Below are 25,210 nucleotides of genomic sequence, written 5' to 3' on the forward strand. Positions count from 1 at the left end.
CATAAAGAATAGCTTTGTGGTTTATTTTCCTAAAAATTCGCAGTTTTTTTAGCTTGATGTTCACTTGATTGAATGAAAAACAGCAAAGATTATGAAAAAAGCCTTTGATTTTGAATAGAAAATAGAGCTACTTTAAGACTAAGAGCTAAGCTTCACTGATTTTTTGGCAGTGACGCGGGGTTAATGCACGAGTTTTCGAAGTTTATGCACAGCTTTTTGGAGTTTATGCACGGGTTTTCGAAGTTTATGCACAGCTTTTTGGAGTTCATGCACGGGTTTTCGGTGTTTATGCACGGCTTTCCAGAGTTTATGCACTACAAAATCTCATTACGCTCGGCTTCACTCATTTGTAATCGGTTACTCACAATATGCGCAGCTTTTTCCCATTATGCTCGGCTTTCCTCCTTATGCTCATGGCTCCCCCCTTATACACAATTTCCTCCCTTATACACAGCTCCCCCTATAACCACCTCCCCTATCCCAGAACAAATATCCACAGATCTAGATTTTATAGTTTCCTAGACGGCGAAAAAATGCCGGCGTAATGGCCGGCATTCTTCAGTCAGTTATCCGAAAAGAGAACCCCAATTGGAGAACAAAACAATTAATCCAATGATTAGCAAAACAAGCGGTGAAGCGTATTTTGAAAACGAATCCTTTACTTTAAGATGAGTGATAACAGCTCCGATCATCGTTAAGGAAATCAAAAGCGCGCCCCATGCAAGAGAAGTCTTGTTCCAGAAGCCAGCGATGAGAAGTACGGCCGCCACAAGCTCTACAAGTCCCGTTACAATTCTGCACCAGGCTGAGTAGCCAAACCGCTCAAATTCCTCCCCCATCTGTTTTCCAAACTTCATGAATCCGAAAAGAACAAATGCAACCACTAAAATAATCTGAAGAATAAACAAAAAAGTGCCCATGATCCTTCCCCCCATTTTTGTCATTTTTATCTGCCAGGAAGACTTTGTTACACTATTATGTTTATTCAGGAAGTTTGTACTTTAGATCGTTTTCGAAAAGGAATATTCCTTTTTTTTTCAGAAAAAATAATCAGCTTATTGTTTCAGTTTTGTAAAATTTGTATATTTTTTCCTTTTACGAAATATAATTTGGTATTATTATCCTATATTGTATGCAGGAGGATTGATTCATGAGTCTATATGGTTTTCTTGTTTTAATCCATGTTATTGCAGCCGTTTGCGGTCTTAGAGCCACGTTTGCAATCCCTATTCTAATGAACAGGCCGAAAACAGCTTCCCAAGCTCAGTTTGCTTTTCATGTGAATGAAGGTATCGAAAAACTCGCGAAGATCGGAAGCTTAACCCTTCTTATCACAGGTCTGTTATTAGGCGCGCTGAACCCATTTCTGTTCACAAAGGTATGGTACATAGCTTCTCTCGTTCTCTTTGTTGCTGTGCAGCCGGTAGTTGCTGTTATTCTCCCTAAAAGAATGGCCGAGCAAAAAAAGATTCTTGATGGTTATGAGGGTGAAGAATTACCGGACTCTTACTTACAAATCAGCAAAAAAATAGCTCCATATAATGGGTTTTTACATACGGCAGCCATTCTGTTAATTGTACTAATGGTCACGAAGCCTTTCTAATTTAAAAAAGCCTAACCTTACCGTCTCCATCCCATTTTTTGATACAATATTTTCAAATGGATGGGATGGGAGACGGTTTCATTGGCAAAACGAAAACTTATTATTGCTCAAAATCTAGATCATACATATGTAAACAAAGTACAGGAGATCATTCCCGATTGGGAAATCTTAGCAGGGAAAGAAGAGTCTGTCTGGAAGGATCAGCTCGCTGAGGCAGAAATCATTGCAGGCTGGAAAAAAGCAATGGAGCCTTCTTTGCAAGAAGAAAATAAACTGAAATGGATTCAGACGTGGAGTGCAGGAGTTAACAGCCTTCCTCTTGATACGCTGGAGAAGAAAGAAGTGCTGTTAACAAGCGCAAATGGCGTTCACGCTTTTCCAATTTCAGAAACCATTTTTGCTCTGATGCTCAGCTTGACGAGAAAAATTCATGCTTATGTGCGAAACCAGCAGGCAAAAACGTGGCATCATGCTGACTTAAAGCTTGAAATCCACAATAAAACAATTGGCATTTTAGGAATTGGCGCGATTGGAAAAGAAACCGCCAAAATTGCCAAGGCATTTGGGATGAAGGTTCTGGGCCTGCGCCACTCCGGCAAGGAAGAGGAATATGTGGACAGGATGTACACGCCAGAGCAGCTGAACGAAATGCTTCCGGATTGTGATTTTGTCGTTGTAACGCTTCCTTTAACTAAAGAAACAGAAAAGATGTTTGGAAGAGAGCAATTTGACCTGATGAAGGATACAGCAATTTTTATAAATATCGGACGCGGAGACATTGTGGTTGAGGAAGAACTCATCGAAGCACTGCAGCAGGGAAGCATTGCAGGGGCAGGACTTGATGTATTTGAAAAAGAGCCCCTTCAAGAATCCAGCCCTTTGTGGGAAATGGAGAATGTTATATTGACCCCTCACACCGCAGGTTCTACAGAATACTATGATCAGCGGGTTATAGAGGATATTTTCATTCCCAACTTAAAACAGTATGTAAAAGGCGAAGAGCCGTCAAATAATAAGATAAGCTATGAAAAAGGATATTGATTGTTGAAAAGAGGCCCTATTGGACCTCTTTTTACGTTTTCTATTGATTACCCAAATAAGCATCGGAACACCTGCTATTGCTGAATTGATTTCTGTTAGCTTTCTCATTTGGTTTTGCCATATCAAACATCCTTATGAAAACAAAGAAGATGGCCATGAGCCGTTTCCCATCTGATCGCTGCTTGAGTATGTCTGATAAGTTAAATAAATCTAATTTGCAATCCGATACATTCTTAAAGGACGACCGACTGTTCCATATTGCTGTTCTTCAATCAATACATGTTCATCGACCAAATAGGTAAGGTACGTTCGGGTTGTCGATAGACTGACACCTGCCAATTTTGCAATCTGATCAGCACTTAGGGCATCTGGAGATTGGGTGACGGCTTTTTTTATTTTCTCTAGGGTGCGTAAGTCAATTCCCTTTTGATTAAGCGGGATAGACGATGATTCAGAAACCCTCAGCTTTTTCAAATCATTCACAGTTCCTTGGTCCAGCTGGCTGGATGCTGAAAGACGTGTTTTGAAAATCTTGTATTTCAAAAGGGAAGCCTGAAGCTGATTTAAGTCAAAAGGTTTGATCAGGTAATCAATGATCCCGAAACGGAAACTATCTTCGACGATCTCAAGCTCTTTAGCGGCAGTTATTAAAATTACATCACAACGTCTATTTTGTAAGCGAATGGTCCTCAGCAGATCGATTCCAGAACGGTCTGGTAAATAAACATCTAAAAGAAGCAAATCAGGTAGAATCATATCCATCATTGATATGGCTTCTTCAAAACTATGTGCGATTCCAGCTAATTGGTATCCTTTTTGAGAGGCAATAAACGTTCCGTGAAGCTTTGCAATCATAAAATCATCATCCACAACGAGCACGCGTAATAATTGATGACTCACTCTCTACCCCTCCACCCTTGGTAAACTTACTTGTAATGTTGCTCCTTCCGGGGAAGAGATCATAAAGATCCTTCCATCTATTCTCGAAACTAAACGGGTTACTAATGCTAAACCCAAACCCCTGCCATCTCCTTTTGTTGTACCGCCATCTTCAAATATTTGGTCTCCCAGTTCAGGATCAATTCCCGGCCCTGTATCGCTCACTTCAATAAATAGGCGCTCAGCTTCCTCTTTAATATGGATCGTTATCGAAGCCGCAGGGGCCGTCTCCTTTTCGATCGTTTTTATTGCTTCCATAGCATTTTCTATCGCATTTCCAAGCAGCGTCAGCACTGTTTCCCTATGCGGGCATACCTCAGGTACTTTTGAGTCATCAGTAATTGTAAGCTGTATTCCCAATTCTTTTGCCCGATGCATTTTGCCGATAAGAACACCCACAATTGCCGGGTCGCGAACCCGAGCAAGGAAAAAGTCGAGCATGTTTTGCTGTTCGCTATGGACATCCTCAATGAGTTCTTTAACAAGCTTAAACTCCTTCATTTGAATTAGACCAGAAATGAGGTGAAGCTTATTCATAAACTCATGCCTCTGACTTCGCAAAGTGTCCACATATTGGCCAATATCAGCCAACCTCCTGTCCAATTGATCAAGATGCAGTTTGTCGCGAAAACTTGCTACAGCTCCTATTACTGCACCGTTGAGCTTAACTGGTATTCGGTTAACAACGACTAATGAATTGCCAATAATCATCGGTTGGTCAAAATGAGACGTTCCTTCGTTTATGACTTCTGTGAGCCGTGAACCGGGAAGAATGGATGTAACCGCTTTCCCAATAATTGGACCAGTTTCCTCCGCTAACATGTTTTTGGCTTCCCGATTAAAAGTGGTTATTTTTCCATTCGTATCAACAGCAATGATTCCTTCCCGAATGGATTCCAGGATCGCAGCTTGCTGCTGGGTAAGAAAGGCAATTTCGTGGGGCTCCAAATTAAAAATTTGGTTTTTTATATGACCCGAGAGCCAAAAAGCACCAATTAAACCAACAATTAAAGCAATTGCTCCTATACCAATGATTTCTAAGATTAAAGAGGTTAGCTTTTTCCATATGTCCTGTATTAGAAATCCTACGGAAACGATGCCAATTTGATGATGCTGGTTATCATAGACCGGATACTTTCCCCGTATGGAAAGCCCTAAAGTTCCTGTTGCTTGTGAAATGCTTCCTTTCCCTCGCAAAACCTGTTTATCATCATCCCCTACCATATGCTTGCCAATTTTTGAAGGGTCAGGGTGGCTGTAACGGATTAAGTTCATGTTTGAAACAACGATAAACTGCGCCCCTGTTTTCTTTCGGATATTTTCCGCAATCGGCTGAATGGCAAGCGCCGGGTCAGGCTTTTTAAAGGCTTGGATAACATCCGGCAAACCAGCTACCGTTTTTGCAACAGATAAAGCATTCACACCATCTTCATCATATTCCCTGTGCACCATAATAAACGAAAGCGTGACAACAAAAAGGACAAGGACAAATATAAGATTTAACAAAATAAGACCAATAATTTTGGTTCGCAGCTTTATGGGACCTTTTTTAGATTTCATCCCGATACACTTCCTTGCCGGATTCAGAGATCAATTTAGATGAAGCGATATTAATTTTCTGAAAAATGTGTCTATTTTTATTTTAATGAGAAACAGAAGGATCGTCTATATCAAAATAGGGCTTTTTACCGTTGGGAAAATCGTTTAAATTGATTTTATTGTTTTTATCAAACATATCGGGTAAATATTTCCATTGGATTGTCAGTTTTCTATAATTCAATTTGTAAGCGCTACCAAATTTAGAAATGGGGGAATACAGTGGATGCTGCTCGGAAACAGGTGTATCAGGCCATGACACAAACAACTCCAGCCATGATTGAGCTAAAGGGAGTGACGAAAGAATTTATCAAACCAACCGGGGAAGTCCATACAGTGCTGCGAAATATCGATTTAAAAATTTCTAAAGGTGAATTTGTTTCGATTGTTGGTCCAACAGGCTGTGGTAAATCAACCACACTAACCTTGATTGCAGGGTTTGAACCCCCGACTGCCGGTGAGGTTCTCATTTCTGGTGAGAAATTAGAAGGAACGAATCCGCGGGCTGCATGTGTATTCCAAACAGAAAATGCTTTCCCATGGAAAACTGTGATTGATAATGTCTCCTTAGGACTTCGCTTAAGAGGAATGAGTAAAGCAGAAGCCTATGATGAAGCGAGAAAATGGATCGCTCGTGTTGGCCTGAAAGGATTTGAAGGATATTATCCTTCCCAGCTATCCGGAGGCATGAGAAAACGGGTGGCATTAGCCCAAACCCTCATTGTACAGCCTGAAATTCTGCTAATGGACGAATCGTTTTCGGCACTGGATGTACACACCCGTCATCTGATGGAGAATGAATTGCTGCGGATCTGGGAGGAAACGTCCGCATCGGTATTTTTTATTACACATGATTTAGAAGAAGCCATTGCATTAAGTGACCGGGTCATTGTTCTCACAGCCGGACCTGGAGCAATGATAAAAGGAAATTATCAGATTGATTTACCAAGACCTCGTAATGTTGCAGAAATAAGCTTTGACCCTGCTTTTATGAAAATCCACAAACAAATTTGGGAAGATTTGAAAGACGAGGTGATGATCAGTAATGAGAATGCAAACAAACCCCATTCCAAGTCCAGCTAATGTTGAAATTATTTCAAGAAAAGCGGAGATGCGCAGGAAAGCGTTAAAACTTCGAATTCGCAATTTAAGCTTACAGCTCTCATTGTTTGTTGTTCTTATGGGAGTCTGGCAGTATTTATCAAGCAGCCACATAATCGATCCATTTTTCTTCTCGAGTCCATTCGATATTGTAAAGCATATTTGGTCATGGGCAGTACACGGGACTACTGCAGGTCCCCTTTATAAGCAATTCTTGGTCACCTTTGAAGAAACAATCCTTTCTTTTATATTGGGCGGGATCGCGGGGATTATTTTCGGCTACGCGCTAGGTGTGAATGAACTGCTTTCAGTTATATTAGGTCCTTATATTAAAATGATCAATGCTATACCCCGTGTCGTACTTGTGCCAATTTTCATCTTATGGTTTGGGCTTGGCATGTCATCTAAAGTGGCTTCTGGTTTAGTGCTTACCTTTTTCATTGTTTTCTTTAATGCTTTTCAAGGGGTAAGAGAAGTGGATCAGAACTTGGTGAATAACGCTCGGTTATTGGGAGCAAGCAAACGCCAGCTGGCACGTCATGTGATTATCCCTTCAGCGCTAACCTGGATTTTATCGAGTTTGCATTCAAGCTTTGGATTTGCCTTAATCGGTGCTGTTGTTGGGGAATTTATTGGGGCAACCGAAGGCCTTGGATACCTTATTGCCCAATCTCAGGGTGCGTTTGATACAACTGGTGTATTTGCAGGAATGGTAATCCTGTCGATCACGGCGCTGATCGCTGATTGGGGAGTATCAAAGCTGGAAAAACGGTTTATCGCTTGGAGGCATATTCGTCAATAAATAAGAAAGGCTGAAATGCAAGTTTAGCTGTGAGCTATTTTAAAATAAGGGGGAATTTTGGAATGAACAAGACAATGAAAAGATTAAGTGCTGGGGTTTCTGGTGCAGCAATGGTAGCCATGCTATTATCAGGCTGTTCCTCCACTAATACGTCTGCCGCACCAAGCAAAACAACTGACAACAGCAGCAGTACTGCTGCGAAAGATCCATCAAGGGTGTCCATTATGGTTGGCGGTTTAGAGAAAATTATTTATATGCCATACATGCTGGCTGAAAAACTGGGTTACTACAAAGAGGCAGGAATTACGGTAACGCTTGTAGAGGAAAGCGCAGGTCAGGACGCAGAGCTGGCACTTTTAGCCGGACAGGTCGACGGGGCTGGCGGATTTTATGATCATACCCTTGATCTGCAGACAAAAGGGAAAAAGGTAGAAGCTGTAGTAACGATGGCAGACGTTCCTGGGGAACAGCTCATGGTTTCTAATCGATTAAAGGATAAAGTGAAAACGCTGGCTGATTTAAAGGGGCTGAACATCGGAGTAACAGGACTGGGTTCCTCCACCAACATGCTAGCAAGCTATAATGTAGTCAAAGGCGGCAATAAGGAAAGTGATTATAAGCCGCTGCCGGTTGGAGCGGGCCAAACCTTAATTGCAGCAATGCAAAATAACCGAATTGATGCTGCTGTCACAAGCGAACCTACTGCATCGATATTAAAGAATAAAAATATGGCATTCACATTTGTAGACATGAATTCTAAGGATGGCACAGAAAAAGCCTTGGGCGGAAAATACGCATCAACAAGTCTATATATGAGCAATGATTTTGTGAAAAAGAATCCAGATGTGGTTCAAAAATTAGCCAATGCTTATGTAAAAACATTGAAATGGTTGAACACACATACTCCTGAAGAAATCGCTGCTAAAATGCCAGAAGAATATTGGGCAGGGGATAAAGCTTTATATATTCAAGCCCTTAAAGGTCAGCTTCCAATGTTTACGGCAGATGGAAAAATGCCAGCTGGAGTTCCTGAAAATGTTCAAAAGATTCTCTCTGCTTTTAAACCAGCTGTAAAAAATGTTGATATTAGCCAGACCTATACAAATGAATTTGTTGATAAAGTGAAATAAATAATAAAAAACCTTTAAGACCGGGAATCCAGTTTGGATCGGTTTTAAAGGTTTTTTATGTTTTTTTTAGGCTCTTTTCTTAAACTTTGTTGTTTTTTCGTCCATTTAAGTGAATTTAGAGCGAGAATACAGTTGCAAATTTTAATAAAAGATGCCACGAAGCGAATCACTATGCGTGTTCAAAGACTATACAAATAGCAACAATCTTTGCGAAAACAGCCTTTTTTTAAATGACTACCCTGAAAATAACTTCTCCCTGTGAGCATGGGTTAAAAAAATATAATCAACGCTCTTTATGTTTTTCATATTTTCAGGACAAGAAGGATTATTATGGATCCATGAATCAATCAGGATTTTCTTCCCTCCTGGGGTTTTGATAAAAAAACCGCCAATCCGAGCCATGTAAATGAAACATCCCTATTAATCATTTGATAGTCTCGTCAGCTTTTTCTAGAGTCAAATACTTCTTTTGCAGCATTCAGTCCGTTTAGAGCCGCCGGAAAACCAGCATAGACTGCCAATTGCATCATGATTTCGATGATCTCTTCCTCCGTACAGCCGACATTTAATGCCCCGTTTATGTGAACCTTCAGCTGAGGAGCCGCAAATCCCAATGCTGCCAATGATGAGATTGTCACGATTTCACGGGTTTTCACATCAAGCCTAGGCCTTGAGTAAAGGTCGCCAAAAGGAAATTCAACAAGCATTTTTTCAAAATCAGGTGCTGTTTCCTTCAAATTCCCGCGTGTATGGCTTGCGGCTGCTTCACCGAAAATCTTATTCATAATGTTCAAACCTGTTTCATAACGGCTATTAGTCATTTTTTAAATCCCCTTTTCTTCAATCATCTCTACATATTGTTCGTAATAGTCGATCTTCTGATATATACCTTCGAGCTGACTCTAAGTCAACAGAAAAATGGAATATATTTCATGAAGAATTACAAGTTGTTTTGAAAGTAATTAAAAAAGACCATCGATTTCCCCCTTTTTCAGAAAGGACATGGTACTGAGCAAAAAGAATAGTTACAAAGCGGAAAAAACGATCTCAAATAGATGAGGAGTGAGAAGAATGGGAGAAGCATTACAAGTTAGCATACAGCCTTGGGCAAGGAACAACCTTCCTTTGCTTTTTCAGCTGAATGCGCCTGAAATGACAAAACACCTTGGCGGCCCTGAAACTGAGGAACAGGTTATTAGACGCCATGATCGGTACCTCAGTATCGGGGATACAGGCTGTATGTTTAGCATAGTTTTCGAATCCGATCAAGAAGCTGCCGGTTCTGTGGGGTATTGGGAACGACAGTGGCAAGGAGAAACAGTTTATGAAATGGGCTGGGGTGTGCTGCCTCACTTTCAGGGAAAGGGCATAGCCAGTGAGGCTGTTGTACAAGCGATCGCTCATGCTGCCAGTAAGGAAAAATGCAACTATCTTCATGCCTTCCCGTCAATAAACAATCCAGCTTCAAACGCCATTTGCCAAAAGCTCCATTTTGAACGAATCTCGGAATGTGAATTTGAATATCCGCAGGGAAGCTTTATGAAGTGTAATGACTGGCGTTTTGATCTTAGGAAAGTGCTGAGCTAATCGATTCTCCTCGCTTCCACAAAGAAATAGAAAATAAAATTAGCACAGTCCAATGACTGTGCTAATTTTGCATCTATCCTACCTCCTTTTTAAACGAAAGGAGAAGTTGATCCTTTAATTAATTTATTTGAGGGAAAAGAATAATGAATTCTGTCCCCTTATCCTTTTCACTGTTAACTTGTATCTTACCTTTGAAAGAACGGACAATTTGAAAACTGATCATCATTCCTAGTCCTGTTCCGCTTTCCTTTAAGGAATAAAATGGGGACCCAAGCCTATCAATTTGGTTTTTTGTCATGCCTATTCCTTGGTCCTTGATGGTAATCTTGATATATCCATCATCAGTTGAAGTACATGTAATCCAAACACTTCCGCCATTCGGCATAGACTCTATCGCATTTTTTAAAATGTTAATCAATGACTGGTTTAATTTTTGAGGATTAGCATAAATCCAGCAGTTTTCAAGAATATCCGTTTTCAATTCAACATTATGGTTCAGGGAGTAATTTTGAATGATATTGACAACACGTTTTAACTGATAACCTGCGTTGATTCTTTCGCTGCTATTGATAGAAGGTTTTCCAAATGATAAAAAATCATTAATAATTTCATTTGCACGATCTAATTCTTCAATGGATATTTGGAGATATTTCTTCTTATCATCAGGTAAATCAGGCTCGTTTAGAAGTTGAAGAAAGCCACGGGTAACCTGCATCGGATTTCTAATTTCATGAGCAAAAACGCTTGCTAACTCACTAATAATACGTAATTTTTCTGAGTTTTGCATCTCTGATCGCAGCTGTTGGATCTCCCTAATCGTTTCTTTCAACATAGTAAAAAGAAAAGTAACTGCCACTACAAAAATCAGATAAATAGCTTGTACTTTAAGATAATCTAAGGAAAAACCTCTTAAAATACCAGAAACAGCAAGACCAATAAGACCGTAGCAAAAGGAAAGAGAAACAACAATCTTAACCCTTTTATCTTTCTTCGAACTGGCAAACGATTTTAGAAAAAACAATATAACAGGCACTGATAATAACAAAACAAGTACAGTATTATAAAATCCTATACTTATTCCAAAATAAAGCCGATAAAGGATAATAATTGCTGATAGGAAGATGCATGGCAAAAATCCGCCGTATAAGCTCCCAAGTAATAGAGGGATAATTCTTAAATCTAAACGGCCATTTTGACCAAAACTCACTGGAAAGGACATGCAAAAAATGATTGATATTCCCCATAAAATGAACATAATTACTTTTCTATTTTTATCACTCTTTACCTTTTCCGTAATAAGTGTAAAGTAAATAAATATAGGTAAGACCATAAACGTTAGCTGCAGCAAAAAATCCTTTATTATATTCATCTTCGTTACCTTTCATATTCAGTCCTTGATCCTGTGTTTGGAACTGTTTCATACAAGCTCCTATTATTCCATATTATACTTTAAAGCTATCACAATTACTGCCACGATAATATAAGTACATTTCACAATTGATTAAAGGTTTAGGCTGAATTCCCATAATAGAAAGGAGCATGTTAAAAGAGGACATCTAAATTGTTTGCGATTTAGATGTCCCTTTTTTATTACACGAGTGATCTCAAAAGAAAAAAGACTCCGAAAAGAAGAATAGCAGCACCGGATATTCTGTTCATAAGAGCCAAAGATTTACCGTTTGTCCGGTTCTTCAGCAAGCCAGCTCCGGTTGATATGAGCAGCCGCCATAAAGAAGAACCGCAAAATACTCCTGAAACAATAAGCAGCGCAGAGAGAGGATTGCTTTCAGAAGCAAAACCGTAGGCACCAAAGATGGCTGCGAAGGTTAAAATCGTCATTGGATTGGTCAACGTTAGCAAAAAACTCGAAAGAAAACCGTTAAATGCACTTATTCTTTTTGTTTTACCCTGCACAAAAACCGGCTTCGATCTAAGTGCAGTCATTCCTAAATACAGAAGAAACGCGGAGCCAATCAACTGAATCCAAAAATGAAAGCCAATTAAGAAATTCGAAACCGCACACTCAAACCGAACCCTGCAATAAGCTCTTTCTAAGTCAATCGAAAATGAATATGGAAAAATGGTATAAAAAAACTCGTCAATGATCGACGAGTTTCCCGTAATTATTCTTATTCCATTCTTAAAAAATAGGATCCTTAATCTTATTACTGACAGACGTTAAATAATTTGAACTTAAAACATAATCAATAGCATGGGCAACTCCATTTTCATCATTGGTTAACGTTATATAGTCGCTCATTCTTTTAATTTCTTCTTGCGCATTCCCCATTGCAATCGAAAATCCAGAAGCTTTGAACATAGGAATGTCATTATACTGATCCCCAATAGCAACCGTATCTTCTAAAGGAATATTTAAATACTTTGCCATTACTTTTAAGCCATTTCCCTTGTTCCCGTTGATATTCATTATTTCAATATTAAAAGGAGAAGAAGTTGTGACATACACACCCTCAATGGATTTCATTGAAGTCAATATCCGATTCCTTTGAATCGGATCCAATACCAAAATAAAAAATTTCTGTATGGTTAATTCCTCATCCATCAATAAGGTTCTGATGTCATCGAAAATTAGGGCTTCTTCAGATGTATTTGGAATTCTTATCATTTTCTCGTAATTTTCATCTTCATAATGCTCAGCAGGTACAGCACCCGAAGACAGAACTTTTTCTAACCTGACTGACCACTCACTGTGAAAATAAATACCTTTATTGGTATAGATCTTAAAAGGAACAACTTCCTTTTCGGCTTCTTCAGCTATGATTCGATCTTGTGAGTCAGTTAAAGAAGTTAACTCTAACAATTTTCCATCTGCAAACACTGCTGTTCCATTACTTCCGCCAATCGGAAGATGAATATCATATTTATCTAAAAGTTTGTTGATTGATTCCGGCGCCCTGCCGGATAAAACCATTACTTTATGTCCAAGACTTTGTGCTTTTTTTATAGCTTGAATATTCTCAGGACTTATTTCATTTTTAGAAGATAAAGTGGTCCCATCCATATCAAGTGCAAATAATTTCATTGATGTTATTCCCTCCAGTACAACTGCAACGTTTAAATTATAACTCTTTATATTGATAAAAAAAATGGAATTGCTTAATATTATATTTTTTTAAAAAAATATAATGTTAAACTTGGCTGTTGATTGCAGCAATCAGGCACTCAAGCTTTAGCGGGCTTACCTTAGACCCTCTTCGTTGCTTTGCTCCTGCGAGGTCTCCCTTGACACGCTTTTCTAAGCAGGAGTCTCAGCACCCGCTCCAATCAACAAGGTTTAAAAGAACTCAAAAAAGAAGCATCTGTCATAAAAAGATGCTTCTTTAACCTTTATTTATTTTTTTAAGAAACTGGTTTCTTACCCAGTTTAGGATTTAAATTTTTCAGCCTGTTTTTAAGGTAATCTTTTAAAAGCTCGAGTCTCTTTTTCCGTTTTTTCTCACGATTTTTCATCGCAACTCACCATCCTTCCTTTTTTATCCAAAAAACAAAGTCAGTCGGTGCTGCTTTCATTATACGCTCTTTTATTTATGAAGGGATAGGAAATTTCATCTTTTTAGACATTGTTTAACTGATCCTGTTAAGATGCTTGAACCTAATTTTTCTGTTTTCGAATTGGAAAGACGCACCTGTACCCTTGCTTGAGTCATTTCAGAAGTGATTAAGTCAAACCTGCCTGCCCATGTTGGATCCTCTTTTTCAGGAGTCGAATAGAGCCTAAATCGCCAGGAAATCTCATTTGGTATAAATGCAAATCCTTCATAACTGTCATAGTTACCGAGTGAGGAGGGCCTTGGAAGATGCACGGCAAGAATACTGATACTTGTCCGGGGAAAGCTAGGCGTCATTTTCGCCTTATAGAGAAGAGCAGCCCCCTTTGCATTCGGAAATTGATCCCCTGCTGGATTTAAAACCAGACTGCAAGGAAGCGATAAGGCATGAACAGGCATTGCAATAAAAATGGAAGCAAGCAGCATGAAAGTGTAAATGAAAGGCTTCATGTAAATTTCCTCGCAAGTTCTTTTCCTTAATTTCCCCTAAGATGCTGAAAATATTTTTAACCAAAGGCTGTTTTCTCAAAATGCTGTTCGCATGAGCTTAAAAACGCATGAATATCAGTTTCGGGGCATCTTTTCTTAAAGTTTTTGCCCTGCCAATGGTTTCCAGGAATAAATATAGGGTCATGAGCAACAAGGTTTAAGAAAAGAGCCTAACCAAATGAAAAAAGGAAATCGCTCAACGCTGCGATTCCCTTTCATATTCTTGTTCTTCATTTTCAACCGCGAATTTCAGCTGCGACAGCTTATTCTCCCAGAACCTTTCATAGTAAGATAGCCACTGCTTCAGTTCCATGAGGGGCTCAGGGTGGAGCCTATAAATTTTTTCCCTGCCTTTTTTTTGGCCTTGTATTAAATCAGCTTCAGAAAGAACTCGCAGATGCTTGGATACAGCTGTACGGCTGATCGAAAAATGAGATGTGATTTCGGAAATTGGCAATTCTTTTTCCGCCAGCAGCTTAAGAACCTGTCTCCTCGTCGGATCAGCAATCGCCTGAAACACATCATGCTTTAAGGCAGACACTTAGCTCTCCACCGTATTGCGCAGGCGCTCATTAACAATACTTATCCAGCCGCCGGCCATTCTATCACGAATAATAGAGGTTTTTTCATTGGCTTTCCCGATAAGATCTTCTGCGTTTTTCCAGCCGCTATGAATTAAGGTGAATTCTGTTTGATCGCTCTCCAATTCCTTCAAAAGAAAAGAAACTACCCAGCCTTCTGTATCCCATGAAAAAACGAGCTCATTTGGGGCATCTATTTTTAGCACCTTGCAGGAAGATGGGCCAAACGGTGATTGTAAATGAAACTCATGTCCTTCCTTTAGTTCAAAATCATTGGGCATGAACCATGAAGCGATACTTTCTGAAGTCGTCACTTTTTCCCAGACCTTCTGTATAGGTGCGTTGAAAACAGCAACCTGCTTGATATCCTGTTCCATATGCTCTCTCCTTTTTGCATTCAAAATATAACACCTTTTAGTTTCACATTCATTATATAACACCTTTTAGTTTTATAAAAAGAAAAAATATATTTTTCCTCATTGACATTTTACAAAAAATAACATAAGTTAATGAATGAACTAGTCATTCATTTTTAAAACAAGGGAGTGATTATTAAATGACTAACTATATCGCTTGCGAAACCATCAGCGTATCAATCAGCCTTCCGGCAGAAGAAGTTTATGATTTTGCGCATGATCTAGGAAATTTTCCAAAATGGGTTTCCTATTGTACGTCCATTAAAAAAGAGGAAACTGGCTGGGTGATGGAGACACCTTACTCCTTATCTTCCATACAGGTAACGAAGAAGAATCCCTACTTGATTTTGGATCATGTCACATCTCCTGATCCAGGCGTTGAAATTATTGATGCGATGAGGGTAATTCCGAATGGTGCTGGATGCACAGTGTTATTAACCGGTTATCAGCTTCCGGGGATGTCAGATGAAAAATTTTCAGAAGCGATTCTTACAGGAAAAAAAGATCTAGAAGCATTAAAAACGGTATTAGAAAATTAAAGGGGGAATGGATGGATGACAGCAAAAATGAAACGGGCGATTGTGATCGGCGGAGGATTTGGAGGCCTTCTTGCAGCTAGAGTACTTTCCGATTTTTATCGAGAGGTTTATATTTTCGAAAAAGATGAGCTGCCTGATGGACCTGATGAAAGACCAGGCACTCCTCAAGCCTATCATCCTCACCGCTTCACATTTCGGGGCAAAGAAATTACCAACCATTTCTTTCCTGGATTTGAAGAGGACCTTATTTTGAAGGGTGCTCCTTCCTCACTGAATAAAACCGTACATCAGCAAAATAAGTATGGAGCCATTGTGCTTAAATACCCCAGAAATGATATCAAATTCAGCAGGCAGATGCTTGAATGGGTTATTCGGGAGCGTGTAAAAAAGATACCGAACATCTGCTTCTTCCCAGCCCACCAAGTAACAGGCCTCTTATTTTCGGAAGAAAAACATGTCCTGGGTGTAGCTGTCCGCAACAGGAAAACTCAGGATGAACTAACGTATACAGCAGATCTGACAGCAGATACAAGCGGCAGGACTTCCAAGACAGAGAAATGGCTGACAGAGCATGGATTTGATGTCCCCTGTCCTGATGTCCTGACAATAAAGCTCGGGTACAGCACACGGCGATATAAGCTCCCCTCCCACCGAAGAGAACTTGCTGATCAATTGGACGTGATCAACCTTGCTGGAGATCCGGAAAACGGGACTATGACTGGTGTTTTTTCCTTTATTGAAAACCAAATTGCCGAGCTGGCTCTCGGAAGACCTGGCGGGAACTATCCTCCTTATGAAACAGGGGAATTTGAACAAGCCCTTAAAGATCTTTCCTCACCTATCATTGCAGATACAGTAAAAGATCTTGAACCCATCACACCTCCCAAAAGCTTCCGCATCCCTGAGATCATCCGTCACCATTATGAAGATATAGCGAATTGGCCGAGCGGTCTTCTCGTTCTTGGTGATGCCATATGCACGTTCGATCCGATATTCGGCCAGGGCATGACGGTTGCAGCAATGGAAGCTGAAACACTTGAGCGTTTTTTAATCAGTGAAAAGATGCAGCCAGAGCCTTACCTGGAACGCCGTTTGCTTTTTGCTTTTCAGAAAAATATCTCTCCGGCCTGGTGGCTGAATTGTGCTGCTGACCTTCAATGGAAGAATGTTGAATACAAAAGTGACAGACCTCTTAAGGGAATCGATTTTGTTCAAAAATTTATGGATTTCCTGCTAAAATTTACGACTGAACAGAAAAAATTTGATCTATATGGTTTGTACTGGGCTGTCAATACGCTTTCTGTTCCGTCTTCCAAGCTGTTCAATGAGAACGTTGTAACCTCTGTTCTGGAGTCCTCTTCTGAGGGGATTGAGCTGCTGGAAGAACTTCGGGGAGCTTATCATCAGCCAGTTGATAAAATTCTCGCGGAAATCGTTTCTCTTATATCGGGGGATATTCCAATCTATCGGGCACAGGATCTGGTAAAATAATCAATAATGCTATCAAACATAATAAGAAGGAGTGCATCAACACTGTCCCCTCTAAATGAAGAGCAATTAAAGCAAAAACGGGATGACCGAAAAGAGCAGATCATGGAAGCGGCTTTAAAGATTTTTGCCCGCCGAGGCCTTATCGGAACAAAAATGAGTATGATCAGTGCGGAAGCAGGGATCAGTCAGGGTCTCATGTACCGGTACTTCACTTCAAAAGATGAGCTGTTCATAAAACTTATTGAACGGGCTATGAATGATTCTGTCACCGGAATTCGGAAAATTTATCAAATTCCTGGTTCACCGATGGAGAAATTGAAGGTGCTGACAGACATTATTTTAGAGGAAGACGGCCAGCTCTATTTCCTTCTCATTCACCATGCGAGAACTTCAGATGAAGTTCCTGAAGCAGTTAAAAAACTGCTCTCAGATTACTCAATGGAAAAATATATTAAATTGCTGGAACCCCTAATTCTTGAAGGACAGCAGCTCGGAGAAATCGTCGAAGGGGATTACCGCGAAATCATCTCTAATTATTTTATCGTGCTGTCCGGTTTAATGACGCTGGATATTCATCATAACGATGACTATCAGATGCCGAAAACGGAATTCCTCTTGAGGATGATGGAGAAGTAAATTGCAAAAAAACAGAGATGAGTTCTCCAGAGCACTCACTTCTGTTTTTTCACTTTGAAACATAGTCACCTTTTCATAACTGGTATCCAAATTGATGGAGAAGTGACATCCTTACTCTCATTAGATCTCCGGACCATCCTTTTGCTCATAATTTGAGGTTGGAAACTCCCTCGGAATAAATGCGCCCCCATACAAAAGTTTGCGAAAACAGCCAATTAAAAAGGCAGTTTTTTCAAAAACAGCACCCGATCCTGCCCTGGCCCATCATAATCTGTATGAATCGGCACCCCATCTTCCACCCTGTCCCCTGCTTCCATCTCAAATCCCATCTTCCCATGAAATGCAATGGAGGTTCTGTTAACCGGAGATGTCACACACCGCACCTTATTCCTTCCGCCTTCTTTCGCCGTTTGAAAGAATCGGTTATATAATTGCCTGCCGAAATGCTGTTTTCTATAATCCGGATCTACTCCCACAAAATGAATATAGGCTTCATCTGCATGTGATTGAGAGAGAAATCCGATTAGAAAGCCAATCGTTTTTCCTCCCTCTTCAGCAATGAAACTAGTCGAGGTGAAGTGATCAAAGAATAGTTTCGGAAGCATATCAGCCATTTGCCTGCCGCCCCACCATTTATTTATTAATGGGGAAATCGCATAGTAGTCTGATGGTTTTACAGAACGGAGAATCACAAGATCACCCTTCCATATGGAATTTTTAACCTTATGTTATCATACTCCCCTGTCTTCCTTGTACTTGAAAATGCTTAGGTAATTCACTACCATTACAGTATGGAAAATAAAAATGCCGCTGCTATGTTTAGCAAAATTAAGAGGACTTTACCTCTATTCAAGTCGTACAGGATTATTACAATTGGAACCGCTTTGAGCAAGAGATCCTTTCCGGCCTTCAAGCGGCAGATACTTCTTTTTTGGAACGGATCCGGCGTCAGTATGATCTCGAAATAAATAAGGAAGGTCCTGATCAGCCATATACTAAACCTGCCCTAATTCTAACCGGCAGACAGGACCATGTAGTGGGATATCAGGATCAGTGGAAGCTCACAGAAGAGTTTCCTCATGCTACCTTTGTTGCCCTAGATCGGGCCGGTCATAATCTCCACATAGAACAAAATCAATTATTCCATCCTTTAGTCAGTGAATGGCTGGATCAAGTAGTTGAAAGCAGGTTATGTGAGGCTGAATGATTCGCTCAGCCTCCCTTTTGAATGAATGGATTTTCGTTCATGATCGCTTCCGCTGTATCCATCAGTTTTGGCAAGAACCGAAATACCTTTTCCCGTCTTCTTAGCAAGTCACTGCTGGATGCAATCCCAAGATCTTCAAGCAAGGCTTCAAATGCTGGTGCAAGCGCCTCTTGCACTTCAGGCGACGCGTCAGCTGCCAAAATTTTATGGCATCTTGCATACACTGCAGCAATCCAAAAGACCGCTTCTCTATGAAAGCCCGAGCGGATCAGTTCACGGCTTCCATCAATCGCAATCTGCCTTGTTTCTTGGGTGATTTCACTGCTGAAGAAAAAGGGAGTTTTTGCTAAAGATGCAGCCTTATCGTATGTAAAAGCCAATTCATCCAGGTGCATTTCCACTCGTTCTGATGACAATTGCTCACAGCCCAGGAGTGTTAATAAATCGGTATAGATTGCGTCTTGGCCATAAGAGTTAAGCACATTTCGGACAGCTAAATAACGAAGCCTGATGGTAGGATTCTTTAAGGCAGCAACCAAGAGAACGTGTGTCGTTACACCTGTCGGAAACAGCCATGAGGTTACCTGATCATGCCATGGTGCTGCTTCGTCAATTGAATTCAGACCGCTTACAATTCTTTGTTTAGCATCCCCGCATCTTTTCAGCACCCATTCTCTCTCTGCAAATCGTGAAGCCGTCTCTTTTTGCAAGCGATGCAAATGCCCAGTCGGATCCTCTATAATCGTGTTCCTGCGAAAACTATTTGCTAAATGGTAAGACGTCATGACCTGTTCAACCGGAACAAGCTCTTTCCAAGAAAGATAGGAAGCCTCGATCAGAACATCCTGATAAAAAAACTTTCCAAGCTTAAGCGGTGCAGCGTCCTCATCAAGGACAATCATCACATCAACATCAGATGCTGCAGGGAGTTCAGCATCTTCCGGCAGCTCGATGGTCGAGCCGGCAAAATAAGCTCCCCGAAAGCTGCTTTTATTAGCCGCAAACTTCCTGACCCACTCAGCAGCTATCCTGCGCGCGGTACCAATCTTCATCATTTCACCCGCTTTTAATTAGGATTTTACCCGAAAATCTGCGCAGCAATTCCATACCACGTGTTGTTTCGTATTGGCAATTCAGTCTTATTTTTGATCATAACAGAAGGCTAATATAACAGGCTCAGTCAATATTTCATCGCATGAGTTCAATGAATGTAACTCCATTCTATTTAAATTTTCATATGGTAAATAAACATTTCTCCCTTTTTACCCATCGCACGAAACTTTTTATCTTCAAAGCCGCCTTTTTGATAAACATATTGAGCTTTATGATTATTATGGTTCACTGCTAAAATCACTTCATTTACTTCTGGAAAATGCTTTGTGATAAACGAAGGCAAAAGCTGCATTGATTGATTAGCTATCCCCTTCCCTTGAAATGCTTCATTAACCGAATAGGATCTCAGGAGAATAGCCTTCTCATTGGTGCTGAATTCCTTTACTCCTTCCCATCCGTGCAGGACAAAAAATCCGGCAAGAGTACCATTATGAAGAATGACAACTGGATATCGATCACTTTCCGTGCTGCATTTCTCAACTGCATCCAAAGGAGCTGCTGTGTAAATTTGCTGTTCAGGCGGCAAGTAATACTCTATTAAATTCGATTCATATTCTGAACGGTAAAAATCTAGTAAAACAACATCTTTTTGAATAGCTGACATTCGCCTTCCCACTCTTCTATTTAGAATCTAGTCACTTTTCTTCTTGAAAAGATACAAACCAAATCCAAGTGTATCTCTTCCCCATTTTAAATAGAGCCTTCTCCAGCTCCTGATTTTCTCAAGCATAGCTTTCGAGTCAGGATCTTCAGGGTGATGAAAGCAATAATCTTCAATAGACTTCGAATACTGCCATTCATAACAATCCCAGTCATCTTCACTTGCAGTTGCTGCCCATACTGGTGTCAGTCCGTATTCCTCTGCGGTAAAAATATTTTCTGCATGAGAAAGCAGATCCTTTTCCTTTGCACCAAACCCCTTTAAGTATTCCTCATCCGGATGCTTTCTCCAATAGAGCTCCCCAATGACTATGTATCCGCCCTTTTCAACCAGGTTTGTGAGTGCCTCGATAGTTTTGCGGTATCCTCCTAAAGCATGGGAAGCACCGATGCAGATCCCTGTATGAAATGGCTTGCTGACAGATTTTATGGCCTCTTTGGCATCTTCTTGTATGATATCAATTTTCTTTAAAATCCCTCTTTTACCTGCACACAGTCTCAGTTTCTCTGCATATCCCTCAAACTGTTCAATGGCTGTACACTTCGCTTTATATCTTTCAATAATACGAAGAAGGATTTCGCCCTTTCCAGACCCAATATCAATCACATTGTCACTGGCATGCAAAGAAAGAAGTTTGATTATTTTGTCTATTTTTGATGCAGGAAGAGGATTAAAAATAGAATGATGCTGATGCGCAATCGCTGAATATTTGTTTTTGTCCAAATGAAAACCCCCTATCATTTCTTTCTATAAGGTCATGCATTTCTCTCTATAAATATTCTATTTCTTCCTTCCAATAACCTGCCCTGCAGGCAATGCTTCAAAACTAACGGATTGCAAATGTCCAATCTTTGCAAACTTGACCTTTCAACATCCGGACTTATCATTCCAATAAATCAAAGTATAATAAAGACATAAGCTGTGAAATTCATCTTATGAGTATGATAATTTGCAAAGTTCTGCTGCTGGGAAGGAGGGCACCTATTCCATTGGATTATCGTTCATCGCAGATTTTGAGAAAAATAGCCTTAGCACCACGTTATATTCCCGCTTCTGAAATTATGGAGGATTTAAATATTTCAAAGCGGACCGTTTATTACGATGTAGAGAAAATTAATGACTGGTTACAAGCCAATGGTTTTGAACCTCTGATTTATGTGCGTTCTGCAGGCTTTTATTTGGATGATGAAACACGGGCAAAAATTCGAAACACATTTGAACAAAACGCCATGTTGCATGCCTATGAATACTCTCCAGAAGAGAGACGGATTTTGGCAGCGGTCATGATTCTGACGAGGGACACCCGGATTTGTTTGGAGACATTTCTGGAAAGGTTCCAGGTCAGCCGAAGTACAATGCTAATGGATATTAGGCAAATTAAGAAATTGCTTGAGAATTACAACGTAAAACTTACTTTTCATAAGCAGAATGGATACAGTATCTCAGGTTCAGAGCAAGAAAAACGAGCCTTGCTGGCATCCTGTTTGACAGAGCTGATGAACCATCCTGGCTGGAAGCAGTTAATAGGAGAAAATCAGCCAAGCATGAAGGAGACCGGTCAGACTGCCCAAACGATCTTTCCTGCGTTAAATACGGCAGAGATTACGCACCTTTTGAATGAAGCAGAACAAGTCATTGGTGTCAGATATACGGATGATGTGATCAGCAGCTTGAGCGTTCACATTGTTTCCCTTATGAAACGTATTTCTCAAGGTAAATTTGTATCTATGGATACAGTTGAAAAAGAGGTCATTGGCCAATCGAGAGAATTTTCAGCAGCTAAAACGATCTGCCATAAATTTGAAAGCGTTTACTCATTAAAGATTCCGGAAGATGAAATTTATTACATGGCTACCTACCTTCTTGGCAGCAATATCAGCAGGTACGAAAGCGATCCGGAAAATGATCAAGAGACTGTTAATTTAAAGAGAGTGATCAGCCAAATGGTTGATGACTTTGAAGCCTATGCATGTGTTCTTTTTGAAAAAAGAACTGAACTGGAGAAAAACTTATTTCTCCATTTAAAGCCTGCTTACTATCGGATCAAGTATGGGATTGAGATGAAGAACCCGCTGTCTTCTCTCATTAAAACGAAATACCAAGACATATACGTGCTGACAGAAAAGGTGGTCCATCACTTTGAACAAATTCTTGGGAAAGAAATTTCAAAGGACGAAATAGCCTATATGGCGATGCACTTCGGGGGCTGGATTGAAGAAGAAGGCGTTACAGTAGATACACGGAAAAAAGCAGCTGTTGTTTGTGCCAGCGGAGTCGGAACATCCCGAATCCTTCAAAAGCAGCTGGAAGGTTTGATTCCTTCCCTTGATATCGTCAAGGTAATGACAAAAAGAGAATATGAAACCAGCAGCCTTAATCAAATCGATCTTGTCATCACCACGACCCAAATTGAGGAACACAACGTCCCTGTTTTCACTGTAAGTCCTATTTTAAGCCATGAAGATAAAACAAACCTCCTTTCTCACATTAAGCCATCTTCAGATAATCTAGAACTGGATAAAATCGGAGCATTGATGACCATCATTAAAAAACATTCCGTCATTACCGATGAAAAAGGACTGCAGGAAGAGCTGGCCCGTTACTTAAGAACAAATCAGAATGCCAAAAAAGAGAAGAGGAAGAAACCAATGTTACATGAAATTTTAACTCAGGAAACCATCCAGTTTTGCGATTGTGTAGATAACTGGAAGGATGCTATCCGGCTTGGAGCTGCGCCTCTTTTAGAAAGCGGAAGTGTTGAAGAAAGCTATGTTGATGCCATGATAGAAAATGTAGAAAAACTCGGCCCCTATGTTGTCATTGCTCCAAAAATCGCATTGCCGCATGCCCGCCCGGAAGACGGAGTAAAAAAAATCGGGATGAGTTTTCTGCGGATAAAGGAAGGCTGTGCCTTTTCAGAAAAACCAGAGCACAAGGTTAATCTTTTGTTTGTGCTGGCAGCCATTGACAACGATACCCATTTAAAAGCATTGTCGCAATTCTCATCCATGCTTTCAGAACCTGGCAATATTGACAGGCTGATTCAGGCTGAAACGGCAGATGAGGTTTTACAGGTCATTCAAAAATATTCAACCAAATAGGAGGAAATAAGAGATGAAAAAGATATTAGTAGTTTGCGGAAATGGACTTGGAAGCAGTTTTATTGTTGAAATGAACGTAAAGTCGATCCTGAATGAATTAGGTGTTCAGGCAGAAGTCTCTCATACTGATTTAACAACCAGCAAATCAGAAAAGGCAGATTTGTATTTAGGCTCAAAGGATTTGGTCGAATCATTGGATGATGGTACCAGAACAGTTGAAGGATTGACCAATATTCTTGATAATAACGAGCTTAGAATTGTACTGGAGAAACATCTTCAATAAAAGGGCAGTTATATAAAGGGGATGGATTAGGATGATCGATTTTATTATGAAAGATGTGCTGGGGACCCCAGCCATACTAGTAGGTTTATTTGCTTTAGCCGGACTGCTTCTTCAGAAGAAAAATATAGCAGACACCATTTCAGGAACGCTGAAAACAATTATGGGGTTTGTCATTCTTGGATCTGGTGCAACAATCCTCATTGGTTCACTCGATATCTTCGGAAAAATGTTTGAGAAAGCTTTCAGTATTCAGGGGATTATCCCGAATAATGAAGCGATTGTTGCCATAGCCCAAAAAACCCTTGGAACAGAAACAGCCATGATCATGCTGTTTGGGATGATTGTAAACATTCTGATTGCAAGATTTACTCCGTTCAAATATATTTTCCTGACTGGTCATCATACCCTGTTTATGGCATGCCTGCTTTCTGCCGTATTTTCAACCGGCGGGATTACGGGAATTCCGCTCGTCATCATCGGCTCTCTCATTTTAGGGGCTCTTATGGTTCTGATGCCAGCCATCCTTCAGCCGTATGTGAGGAAAATTACAGGAAATGACACCATTGCAGTCGGCCATTTCGGATCCTTTGGCTACTTCGCTTCAGCCTTTGTCGCTAAAAGAGCGGGAAACAAATCGAAGTCAACCGAGGATATTAAGGTGCCAAAATCCCTTGGCTTTTTGCGGGATACATCTGTAGCCATGAGTTTAACCATGACAATCCTCTTTTTAATTGTCTCTCCTTTGGCAGGCAAAAGCTTTGTGGAAGCAAAGCTTAGCGGAGGAACGAACTTCCTTGTCTTTTCCTTTATGCAGGCCATTACATTTGCAGCAGGGGTATACATCATCTTAGCAGGGGTTCGGATGTTAATTGCGGAGATTGTTCCTGCCTTCAAAGGAATTGCGGACAAAGTAGTAAAAGAAGCAAAGCCTGCACTTGATGTGCCAGCTGTCTTTCCGTTTGCTCCAAATGCTGTCATCATCGGCTTTTTATCTAGCTTTATCGCAGGCATAGTGTCCATGTTTATCCTTCCGGCACTCGGTTTAAAAATTATTATTCCTGGACTAATCCCTCACTTTTTCACAGGCGCCGCTGCAGGAGTATTTGGAAACGCTACGGGTGGAAGAAGAGGTGCCGTGATAGGAGCATTTGTAAACGGACTATTAATCTCCTTCCTGCCTGCCTTACTGCTTCCAGTTTTAGGTTCGCTTGGTTTTGAGGGCACTACATTTGGAGATTCTGACTTTGGCATTGTCGGGATATTGCTTTCTTATTTGGTTCGGCTGTTTACGTAGCAATAGATTCTTGCTGATGGACAATTGGTGA

29 protein-coding genes are annotated in these 25,210 nt (G+C 40.4%); 14 read left to right on the plus strand and 15 right to left on the minus strand.

The features are described from left to right. Positions 1 to 566: 566 nt before the first annotated feature. Positions 567 to 920, minus strand: a complete 354-nt coding sequence (locus tag ACOT8F_RS11655; RefSeq protein WP_421652072.1) for a DoxX family protein — start codon at positions 918 to 920, stop codon at positions 567 to 569. Between the two features lie 230 nt (positions 921 to 1,150). Here ACOT8F_RS11655 and ACOT8F_RS11660 point away from each other — a divergent pair, with 230 nt between their 5' ends. The 3 genes from ACOT8F_RS11660 (at position 1,151) to ACOT8F_RS11670 (ending at position 2,819) form a co-directional block, all read left to right on the plus strand. Then, positions 1,151 to 1,603, plus strand: a complete 453-nt coding sequence (locus ACOT8F_RS11660; protein ID WP_421652074.1) for a DUF2269 family protein — start codon at positions 1,151 to 1,153, stop codon at positions 1,601 to 1,603. Between the two features lie 81 nt (positions 1,604 to 1,684). Then, positions 1,685 to 2,644, plus strand: coding sequence for a D-2-hydroxyacid dehydrogenase (locus ACOT8F_RS11665; RefSeq protein WP_421652075.1), 960 nt, complete (start codon positions 1,685 to 1,687; stop codon positions 2,642 to 2,644). A 19-nt stretch (positions 2,645 to 2,663) separates the two neighbouring features. Beyond that, entirely contained in the window at positions 2,664 to 2,819 is a 156-nt protein-coding gene (locus ACOT8F_RS11670) for a hypothetical protein (RefSeq protein ID WP_421652076.1), read from the plus strand. Positions 2,820 to 2,854: 35 nt separating this feature from the next. Here ACOT8F_RS11670 and ACOT8F_RS11675 read toward each other — a convergent pair whose 3' ends face one another. Together ACOT8F_RS11675 and ACOT8F_RS11680 are read right to left on the minus strand one after the other, a co-directional pair. Then, positions 2,855 to 3,544, minus strand: a complete 690-nt coding sequence (locus tag ACOT8F_RS11675; RefSeq protein ID WP_421652078.1) for a response regulator — start codon at positions 3,542 to 3,544, stop codon at positions 2,855 to 2,857. Positions 3,545 to 3,547: 3 nt separating this feature from the next. Further along, a complete protein-coding gene (locus tag ACOT8F_RS11680) occupies positions 3,548 to 5,143 on the minus strand; it encodes an ATP-binding protein (RefSeq protein ID WP_421652079.1) in 1,596 nt (531 codons plus the stop codon). Between the two features lie 258 nt (positions 5,144 to 5,401). Here ACOT8F_RS11680 and ACOT8F_RS11685 point away from each other — a divergent pair, with 258 nt between their 5' ends. From ACOT8F_RS11685 to ACOT8F_RS11695, 3 genes are all read left to right on the plus strand, one after another. Then, positions 5,402 to 6,262, plus strand: coding sequence for an ABC transporter ATP-binding protein (locus tag ACOT8F_RS11685; RefSeq protein ID WP_421652080.1), 861 nt, complete (start codon positions 5,402 to 5,404; stop codon positions 6,260 to 6,262). After that, complete coding sequence (locus tag ACOT8F_RS11690) at positions 6,225 to 7,082, plus strand: ABC transporter permease (protein ID WP_421652081.1); 858 nt, start codon at positions 6,225 to 6,227, stop codon at positions 7,080 to 7,082. Before ACOT8F_RS11685 ends, ACOT8F_RS11690 begins: the two co-directional genes overlap by 38 nt. A 62-nt stretch (positions 7,083 to 7,144) precedes the next feature. Further along, positions 7,145 to 8,212, plus strand: coding sequence for an ABC transporter substrate-binding protein (locus ACOT8F_RS11695; RefSeq protein ID WP_421652082.1), 1,068 nt, complete (start codon positions 7,145 to 7,147; stop codon positions 8,210 to 8,212). Positions 8,213 to 8,652: 440 nt separating this feature from the next. Here ACOT8F_RS11695 and ACOT8F_RS11700 read toward each other — a convergent pair whose 3' ends face one another. Then, the gene (locus tag ACOT8F_RS11700) at positions 8,653 to 9,033 is read right to left on the minus strand and encodes a carboxymuconolactone decarboxylase family protein (RefSeq protein WP_421652084.1); all 381 of its coding nucleotides are present in this window, start codon (positions 9,031 to 9,033) and stop codon (positions 8,653 to 8,655) included. A gap of 250 nt (positions 9,034 to 9,283) precedes the next feature. Here ACOT8F_RS11700 and ACOT8F_RS11705 point away from each other — a divergent pair, with 250 nt between their 5' ends. Beyond that, positions 9,284 to 9,799, plus strand: coding sequence for a GNAT family N-acetyltransferase (locus ACOT8F_RS11705; RefSeq protein ID WP_421652085.1), 516 nt, complete (start codon positions 9,284 to 9,286; stop codon positions 9,797 to 9,799). Between the two features lie 118 nt (positions 9,800 to 9,917). Here ACOT8F_RS11705 and ACOT8F_RS11710 read toward each other — a convergent pair whose 3' ends face one another. The 7 genes from ACOT8F_RS11710 to ACOT8F_RS11740 form a co-directional block, all read right to left on the minus strand. Continuing rightward, complete coding sequence (locus ACOT8F_RS11710; protein WP_421652187.1) at positions 9,918 to 11,129, minus strand: ATP-binding protein; 1,212 nt, start codon at positions 11,127 to 11,129, stop codon at positions 9,918 to 9,920. Next, a complete protein-coding gene (locus tag ACOT8F_RS11715; RefSeq protein WP_421652193.1) occupies positions 11,074 to 11,220 on the minus strand; it encodes a hypothetical protein in 147 nt (48 codons plus the stop codon). The genes ACOT8F_RS11710 and ACOT8F_RS11715 overlap by 56 nt, the downstream gene beginning before the upstream one ends. A gap of 169 nt (positions 11,221 to 11,389) precedes the next feature. Beyond that, entirely contained in the window at positions 11,390 to 11,776 is a 387-nt protein-coding gene (locus ACOT8F_RS11720) for a LysE family translocator (protein WP_421652086.1), read from the minus strand. Between the two features lie 163 nt (positions 11,777 to 11,939). Further along, positions 11,940 to 12,842 carry a Cof-type HAD-IIB family hydrolase gene (locus tag ACOT8F_RS11725; RefSeq protein ID WP_421652088.1) on the minus strand — a complete coding sequence of 301 codons (903 nt, stop codon included), beginning with the start codon at positions 12,840 to 12,842 and terminating at the stop codon, positions 11,940 to 11,942. A 523-nt stretch (positions 12,843 to 13,365) separates the two neighbouring features. Then, positions 13,366 to 13,818, minus strand: a complete 453-nt coding sequence (locus tag ACOT8F_RS11730) for a YoqH family protein (protein ID WP_421652089.1) — start codon at positions 13,816 to 13,818, stop codon at positions 13,366 to 13,368. A gap of 235 nt (positions 13,819 to 14,053) precedes the next feature. After that, a complete protein-coding gene (locus ACOT8F_RS11735; RefSeq protein WP_421652090.1) occupies positions 14,054 to 14,398 on the minus strand; it encodes an ArsR/SmtB family transcription factor in 345 nt (114 codons plus the stop codon). Beyond that, positions 14,399 to 14,815 carry an SRPBCC family protein gene (locus tag ACOT8F_RS11740; RefSeq protein WP_421652092.1) on the minus strand — a complete coding sequence of 139 codons (417 nt, stop codon included), beginning with the start codon at positions 14,813 to 14,815 and terminating at the stop codon, positions 14,399 to 14,401. It lies immediately after the preceding gene. A gap of 179 nt (positions 14,816 to 14,994) precedes the next feature. On the opposite strand from ACOT8F_RS11740, the gene ACOT8F_RS11745 reads away from it, so the two are divergent. The 3 genes from ACOT8F_RS11745 to ACOT8F_RS11755 all read left to right on the plus strand — a co-directional run bounded on the left by ACOT8F_RS11745 (position 14,995) and on the right by ACOT8F_RS11755 (position 17,520). Beyond that, a complete protein-coding gene (locus tag ACOT8F_RS11745; RefSeq protein ID WP_421652094.1) occupies positions 14,995 to 15,393 on the plus strand; it encodes an SRPBCC family protein in 399 nt (132 codons plus the stop codon). Between the two features lie 15 nt (positions 15,394 to 15,408). Next, complete coding sequence (locus ACOT8F_RS11750) at positions 15,409 to 16,884, plus strand: NAD(P)/FAD-dependent oxidoreductase (RefSeq protein ID WP_421652096.1); 1,476 nt, start codon at positions 15,409 to 15,411, stop codon at positions 16,882 to 16,884. A gap of 102 nt (positions 16,885 to 16,986) precedes the next feature. Continuing rightward, on the plus strand, positions 16,987 to 17,520 hold the full coding sequence (locus ACOT8F_RS11755; protein WP_421652098.1) for a TetR/AcrR family transcriptional regulator: 534 nt from the start codon (positions 16,987 to 16,989) through the stop codon (positions 17,518 to 17,520). Positions 17,521 to 17,735: 215 nt separating this feature from the next. Here the strand turns inward: ACOT8F_RS11755 and ACOT8F_RS11760 are convergent, their stop codons facing one another. Next, entirely contained in the window at positions 17,736 to 18,212 is a 477-nt protein-coding gene (locus tag ACOT8F_RS11760; RefSeq protein WP_421652100.1) for a GNAT family N-acetyltransferase, read from the minus strand. Positions 18,213 to 18,415: 203 nt separating this feature from the next. On the opposite strand from ACOT8F_RS11760, the gene ACOT8F_RS11765 reads away from it, so the two are divergent. After that, positions 18,416 to 18,727, plus strand: coding sequence for an alpha/beta fold hydrolase (locus ACOT8F_RS11765; protein WP_421652188.1), 312 nt, complete (start codon positions 18,416 to 18,418; stop codon positions 18,725 to 18,727). Between the two features lie 5 nt (positions 18,728 to 18,732). On the opposite strand, the gene ACOT8F_RS11770 is transcribed toward ACOT8F_RS11765, so the two are convergent. The 3 genes from ACOT8F_RS11770 to ACOT8F_RS11780 all read right to left on the minus strand — a co-directional run bounded on the left by ACOT8F_RS11770 (position 18,733) and on the right by ACOT8F_RS11780 (position 21,224). After that, entirely contained in the window at positions 18,733 to 19,782 is a 1,050-nt protein-coding gene (locus ACOT8F_RS11770) for a hypothetical protein (RefSeq protein ID WP_421652101.1), read from the minus strand. A gap of 170 nt (positions 19,783 to 19,952) precedes the next feature. Next, positions 19,953 to 20,444, minus strand: coding sequence for a GNAT family N-acetyltransferase (locus ACOT8F_RS11775; RefSeq protein WP_421652103.1), 492 nt, complete (start codon positions 20,442 to 20,444; stop codon positions 19,953 to 19,955). Positions 20,445 to 20,471: 27 nt separating this feature from the next. Beyond that, complete coding sequence (locus tag ACOT8F_RS11780) at positions 20,472 to 21,224, minus strand: SAM-dependent methyltransferase (protein WP_421652105.1); 753 nt, start codon at positions 21,222 to 21,224, stop codon at positions 20,472 to 20,474. A gap of 266 nt (positions 21,225 to 21,490) precedes the next feature. Between ACOT8F_RS11780 and ACOT8F_RS11785 the strand changes: the two genes are divergently transcribed. From ACOT8F_RS11785 to ulaA, 3 genes are read left to right on the plus strand one after another with little or no spacing between them, the layout of a single operon-like run. Beyond that, the gene (locus ACOT8F_RS11785) at positions 21,491 to 23,602 is read left to right on the plus strand and encodes a BglG family transcription antiterminator (RefSeq protein WP_421652107.1); all 2,112 of its coding nucleotides are present in this window, start codon (positions 21,491 to 21,493) and stop codon (positions 23,600 to 23,602) included. Positions 23,603 to 23,615: 13 nt separating this feature from the next. Beyond that, on the plus strand, positions 23,616 to 23,885 hold the full coding sequence (locus ACOT8F_RS11790; protein ID WP_421652109.1) for a PTS sugar transporter subunit IIB: 270 nt from the start codon (positions 23,616 to 23,618) through the stop codon (positions 23,883 to 23,885). Positions 23,886 to 23,916: 31 nt separating this feature from the next. Further along, a complete protein-coding gene (ulaA, locus tag ACOT8F_RS11795) occupies positions 23,917 to 25,179 on the plus strand; it encodes a PTS ascorbate transporter subunit IIC (RefSeq protein ID WP_421652110.1) in 1,263 nt (420 codons plus the stop codon). The last annotated feature ends 31 nt before the right edge of the window (positions 25,180 to 25,210 follow it).

The sequence above is a fragment of the Chryseobacillus diguaensis genome, assembly GCF_049220665.1.
Classification (GTDB): domain Bacteria; phylum Bacillota; class Bacilli; order Bacillales; family Bacillaceae; genus Metabacillus_B.

What these genes read in the sequence shown, in the direction of transcription:
- ACOT8F_RS11690 (WP_421652081.1), top strand. Translation starts at nt 6,225, where the DNA reads ATGAGAATGCAAACAAACCCCATTCCAAGTCCAGCTAATGTTGAAATT.
- ACOT8F_RS11755 (WP_421652098.1), top strand. Translation starts at nt 16,987, where the DNA reads ATGGAAGCGGCTTTAAAGATTTTTGCCCGCCGAGGCCTTATCGGAACA.
- ACOT8F_RS11790 (WP_421652109.1), top strand. Translation starts at nt 23,616, where the DNA reads ATGAAAAAGATATTAGTAGTTTGCGGAAATGGACTTGGAAGCAGTTTT.
- ACOT8F_RS11680 (WP_421652079.1), bottom strand. Translation starts at nt 5,143, where the DNA reads ATGAAATCTAAAAAAGGTCCCATAAAGCTGCGAACCAAAATTATTGGT.
- ACOT8F_RS11775 (WP_421652103.1), bottom strand. Translation starts at nt 20,444, where the DNA reads ATGTCAGCTATTCAAAAAGATGTTGTTTTACTAGATTTTTACCGTTCA.
- ACOT8F_RS11710 (WP_421652187.1), bottom strand. Translation starts at nt 11,129, where the DNA reads ATGGTCTTACCTATATTTATTTACTTTACACTTATTACGGAAAAGGTA.
- ACOT8F_RS11655 (WP_421652072.1), bottom strand. Translation starts at nt 920, where the DNA reads ATGGGCACTTTTTTGTTTATTCTTCAGATTATTTTAGTGGTTGCATTT.
- ulaA (WP_421652110.1), top strand. Translation starts at nt 23,917, where the DNA reads ATGATCGATTTTATTATGAAAGATGTGCTGGGGACCCCAGCCATACTA.
- ACOT8F_RS11705 (WP_421652085.1), top strand. Translation starts at nt 9,284, where the DNA reads ATGGGAGAAGCATTACAAGTTAGCATACAGCCTTGGGCAAGGAACAAC.
- ACOT8F_RS11770 (WP_421652101.1), bottom strand. Translation starts at nt 19,782, where the DNA reads ATGATGAAGATTGGTACCGCGCGCAGGATAGCTGCTGAGTGGGTCAGG.
- ACOT8F_RS11745 (WP_421652094.1), top strand. Translation starts at nt 14,995, where the DNA reads ATGACTAACTATATCGCTTGCGAAACCATCAGCGTATCAATCAGCCTT.
- ACOT8F_RS11725 (WP_421652088.1), bottom strand. Translation starts at nt 12,842, where the DNA reads ATGAAATTATTTGCACTTGATATGGATGGGACCACTTTATCTTCTAAA.
- ACOT8F_RS11660 (WP_421652074.1), top strand. Translation starts at nt 1,151, where the DNA reads ATGAGTCTATATGGTTTTCTTGTTTTAATCCATGTTATTGCAGCCGTT.
- ACOT8F_RS11730 (WP_421652089.1), bottom strand. Translation starts at nt 13,818, where the DNA reads ATGAAGCCTTTCATTTACACTTTCATGCTGCTTGCTTCCATTTTTATT.
- ACOT8F_RS11740 (WP_421652092.1), bottom strand. Translation starts at nt 14,815, where the DNA reads ATGGAACAGGATATCAAGCAGGTTGCTGTTTTCAACGCACCTATACAG.
- ACOT8F_RS11750 (WP_421652096.1), top strand. Translation starts at nt 15,409, where the DNA reads ATGACAGCAAAAATGAAACGGGCGATTGTGATCGGCGGAGGATTTGGA.
- ACOT8F_RS11700 (WP_421652084.1), bottom strand. Translation starts at nt 9,033, where the DNA reads ATGACTAATAGCCGTTATGAAACAGGTTTGAACATTATGAATAAGATT.
- ACOT8F_RS11715 (WP_421652193.1), bottom strand. Translation starts at nt 11,220, where the DNA reads ATGAAACAGTTCCAAACACAGGATCAAGGACTGAATATGAAAGGTAAC.
- ACOT8F_RS11695 (WP_421652082.1), top strand. Translation starts at nt 7,145, where the DNA reads ATGAACAAGACAATGAAAAGATTAAGTGCTGGGGTTTCTGGTGCAGCA.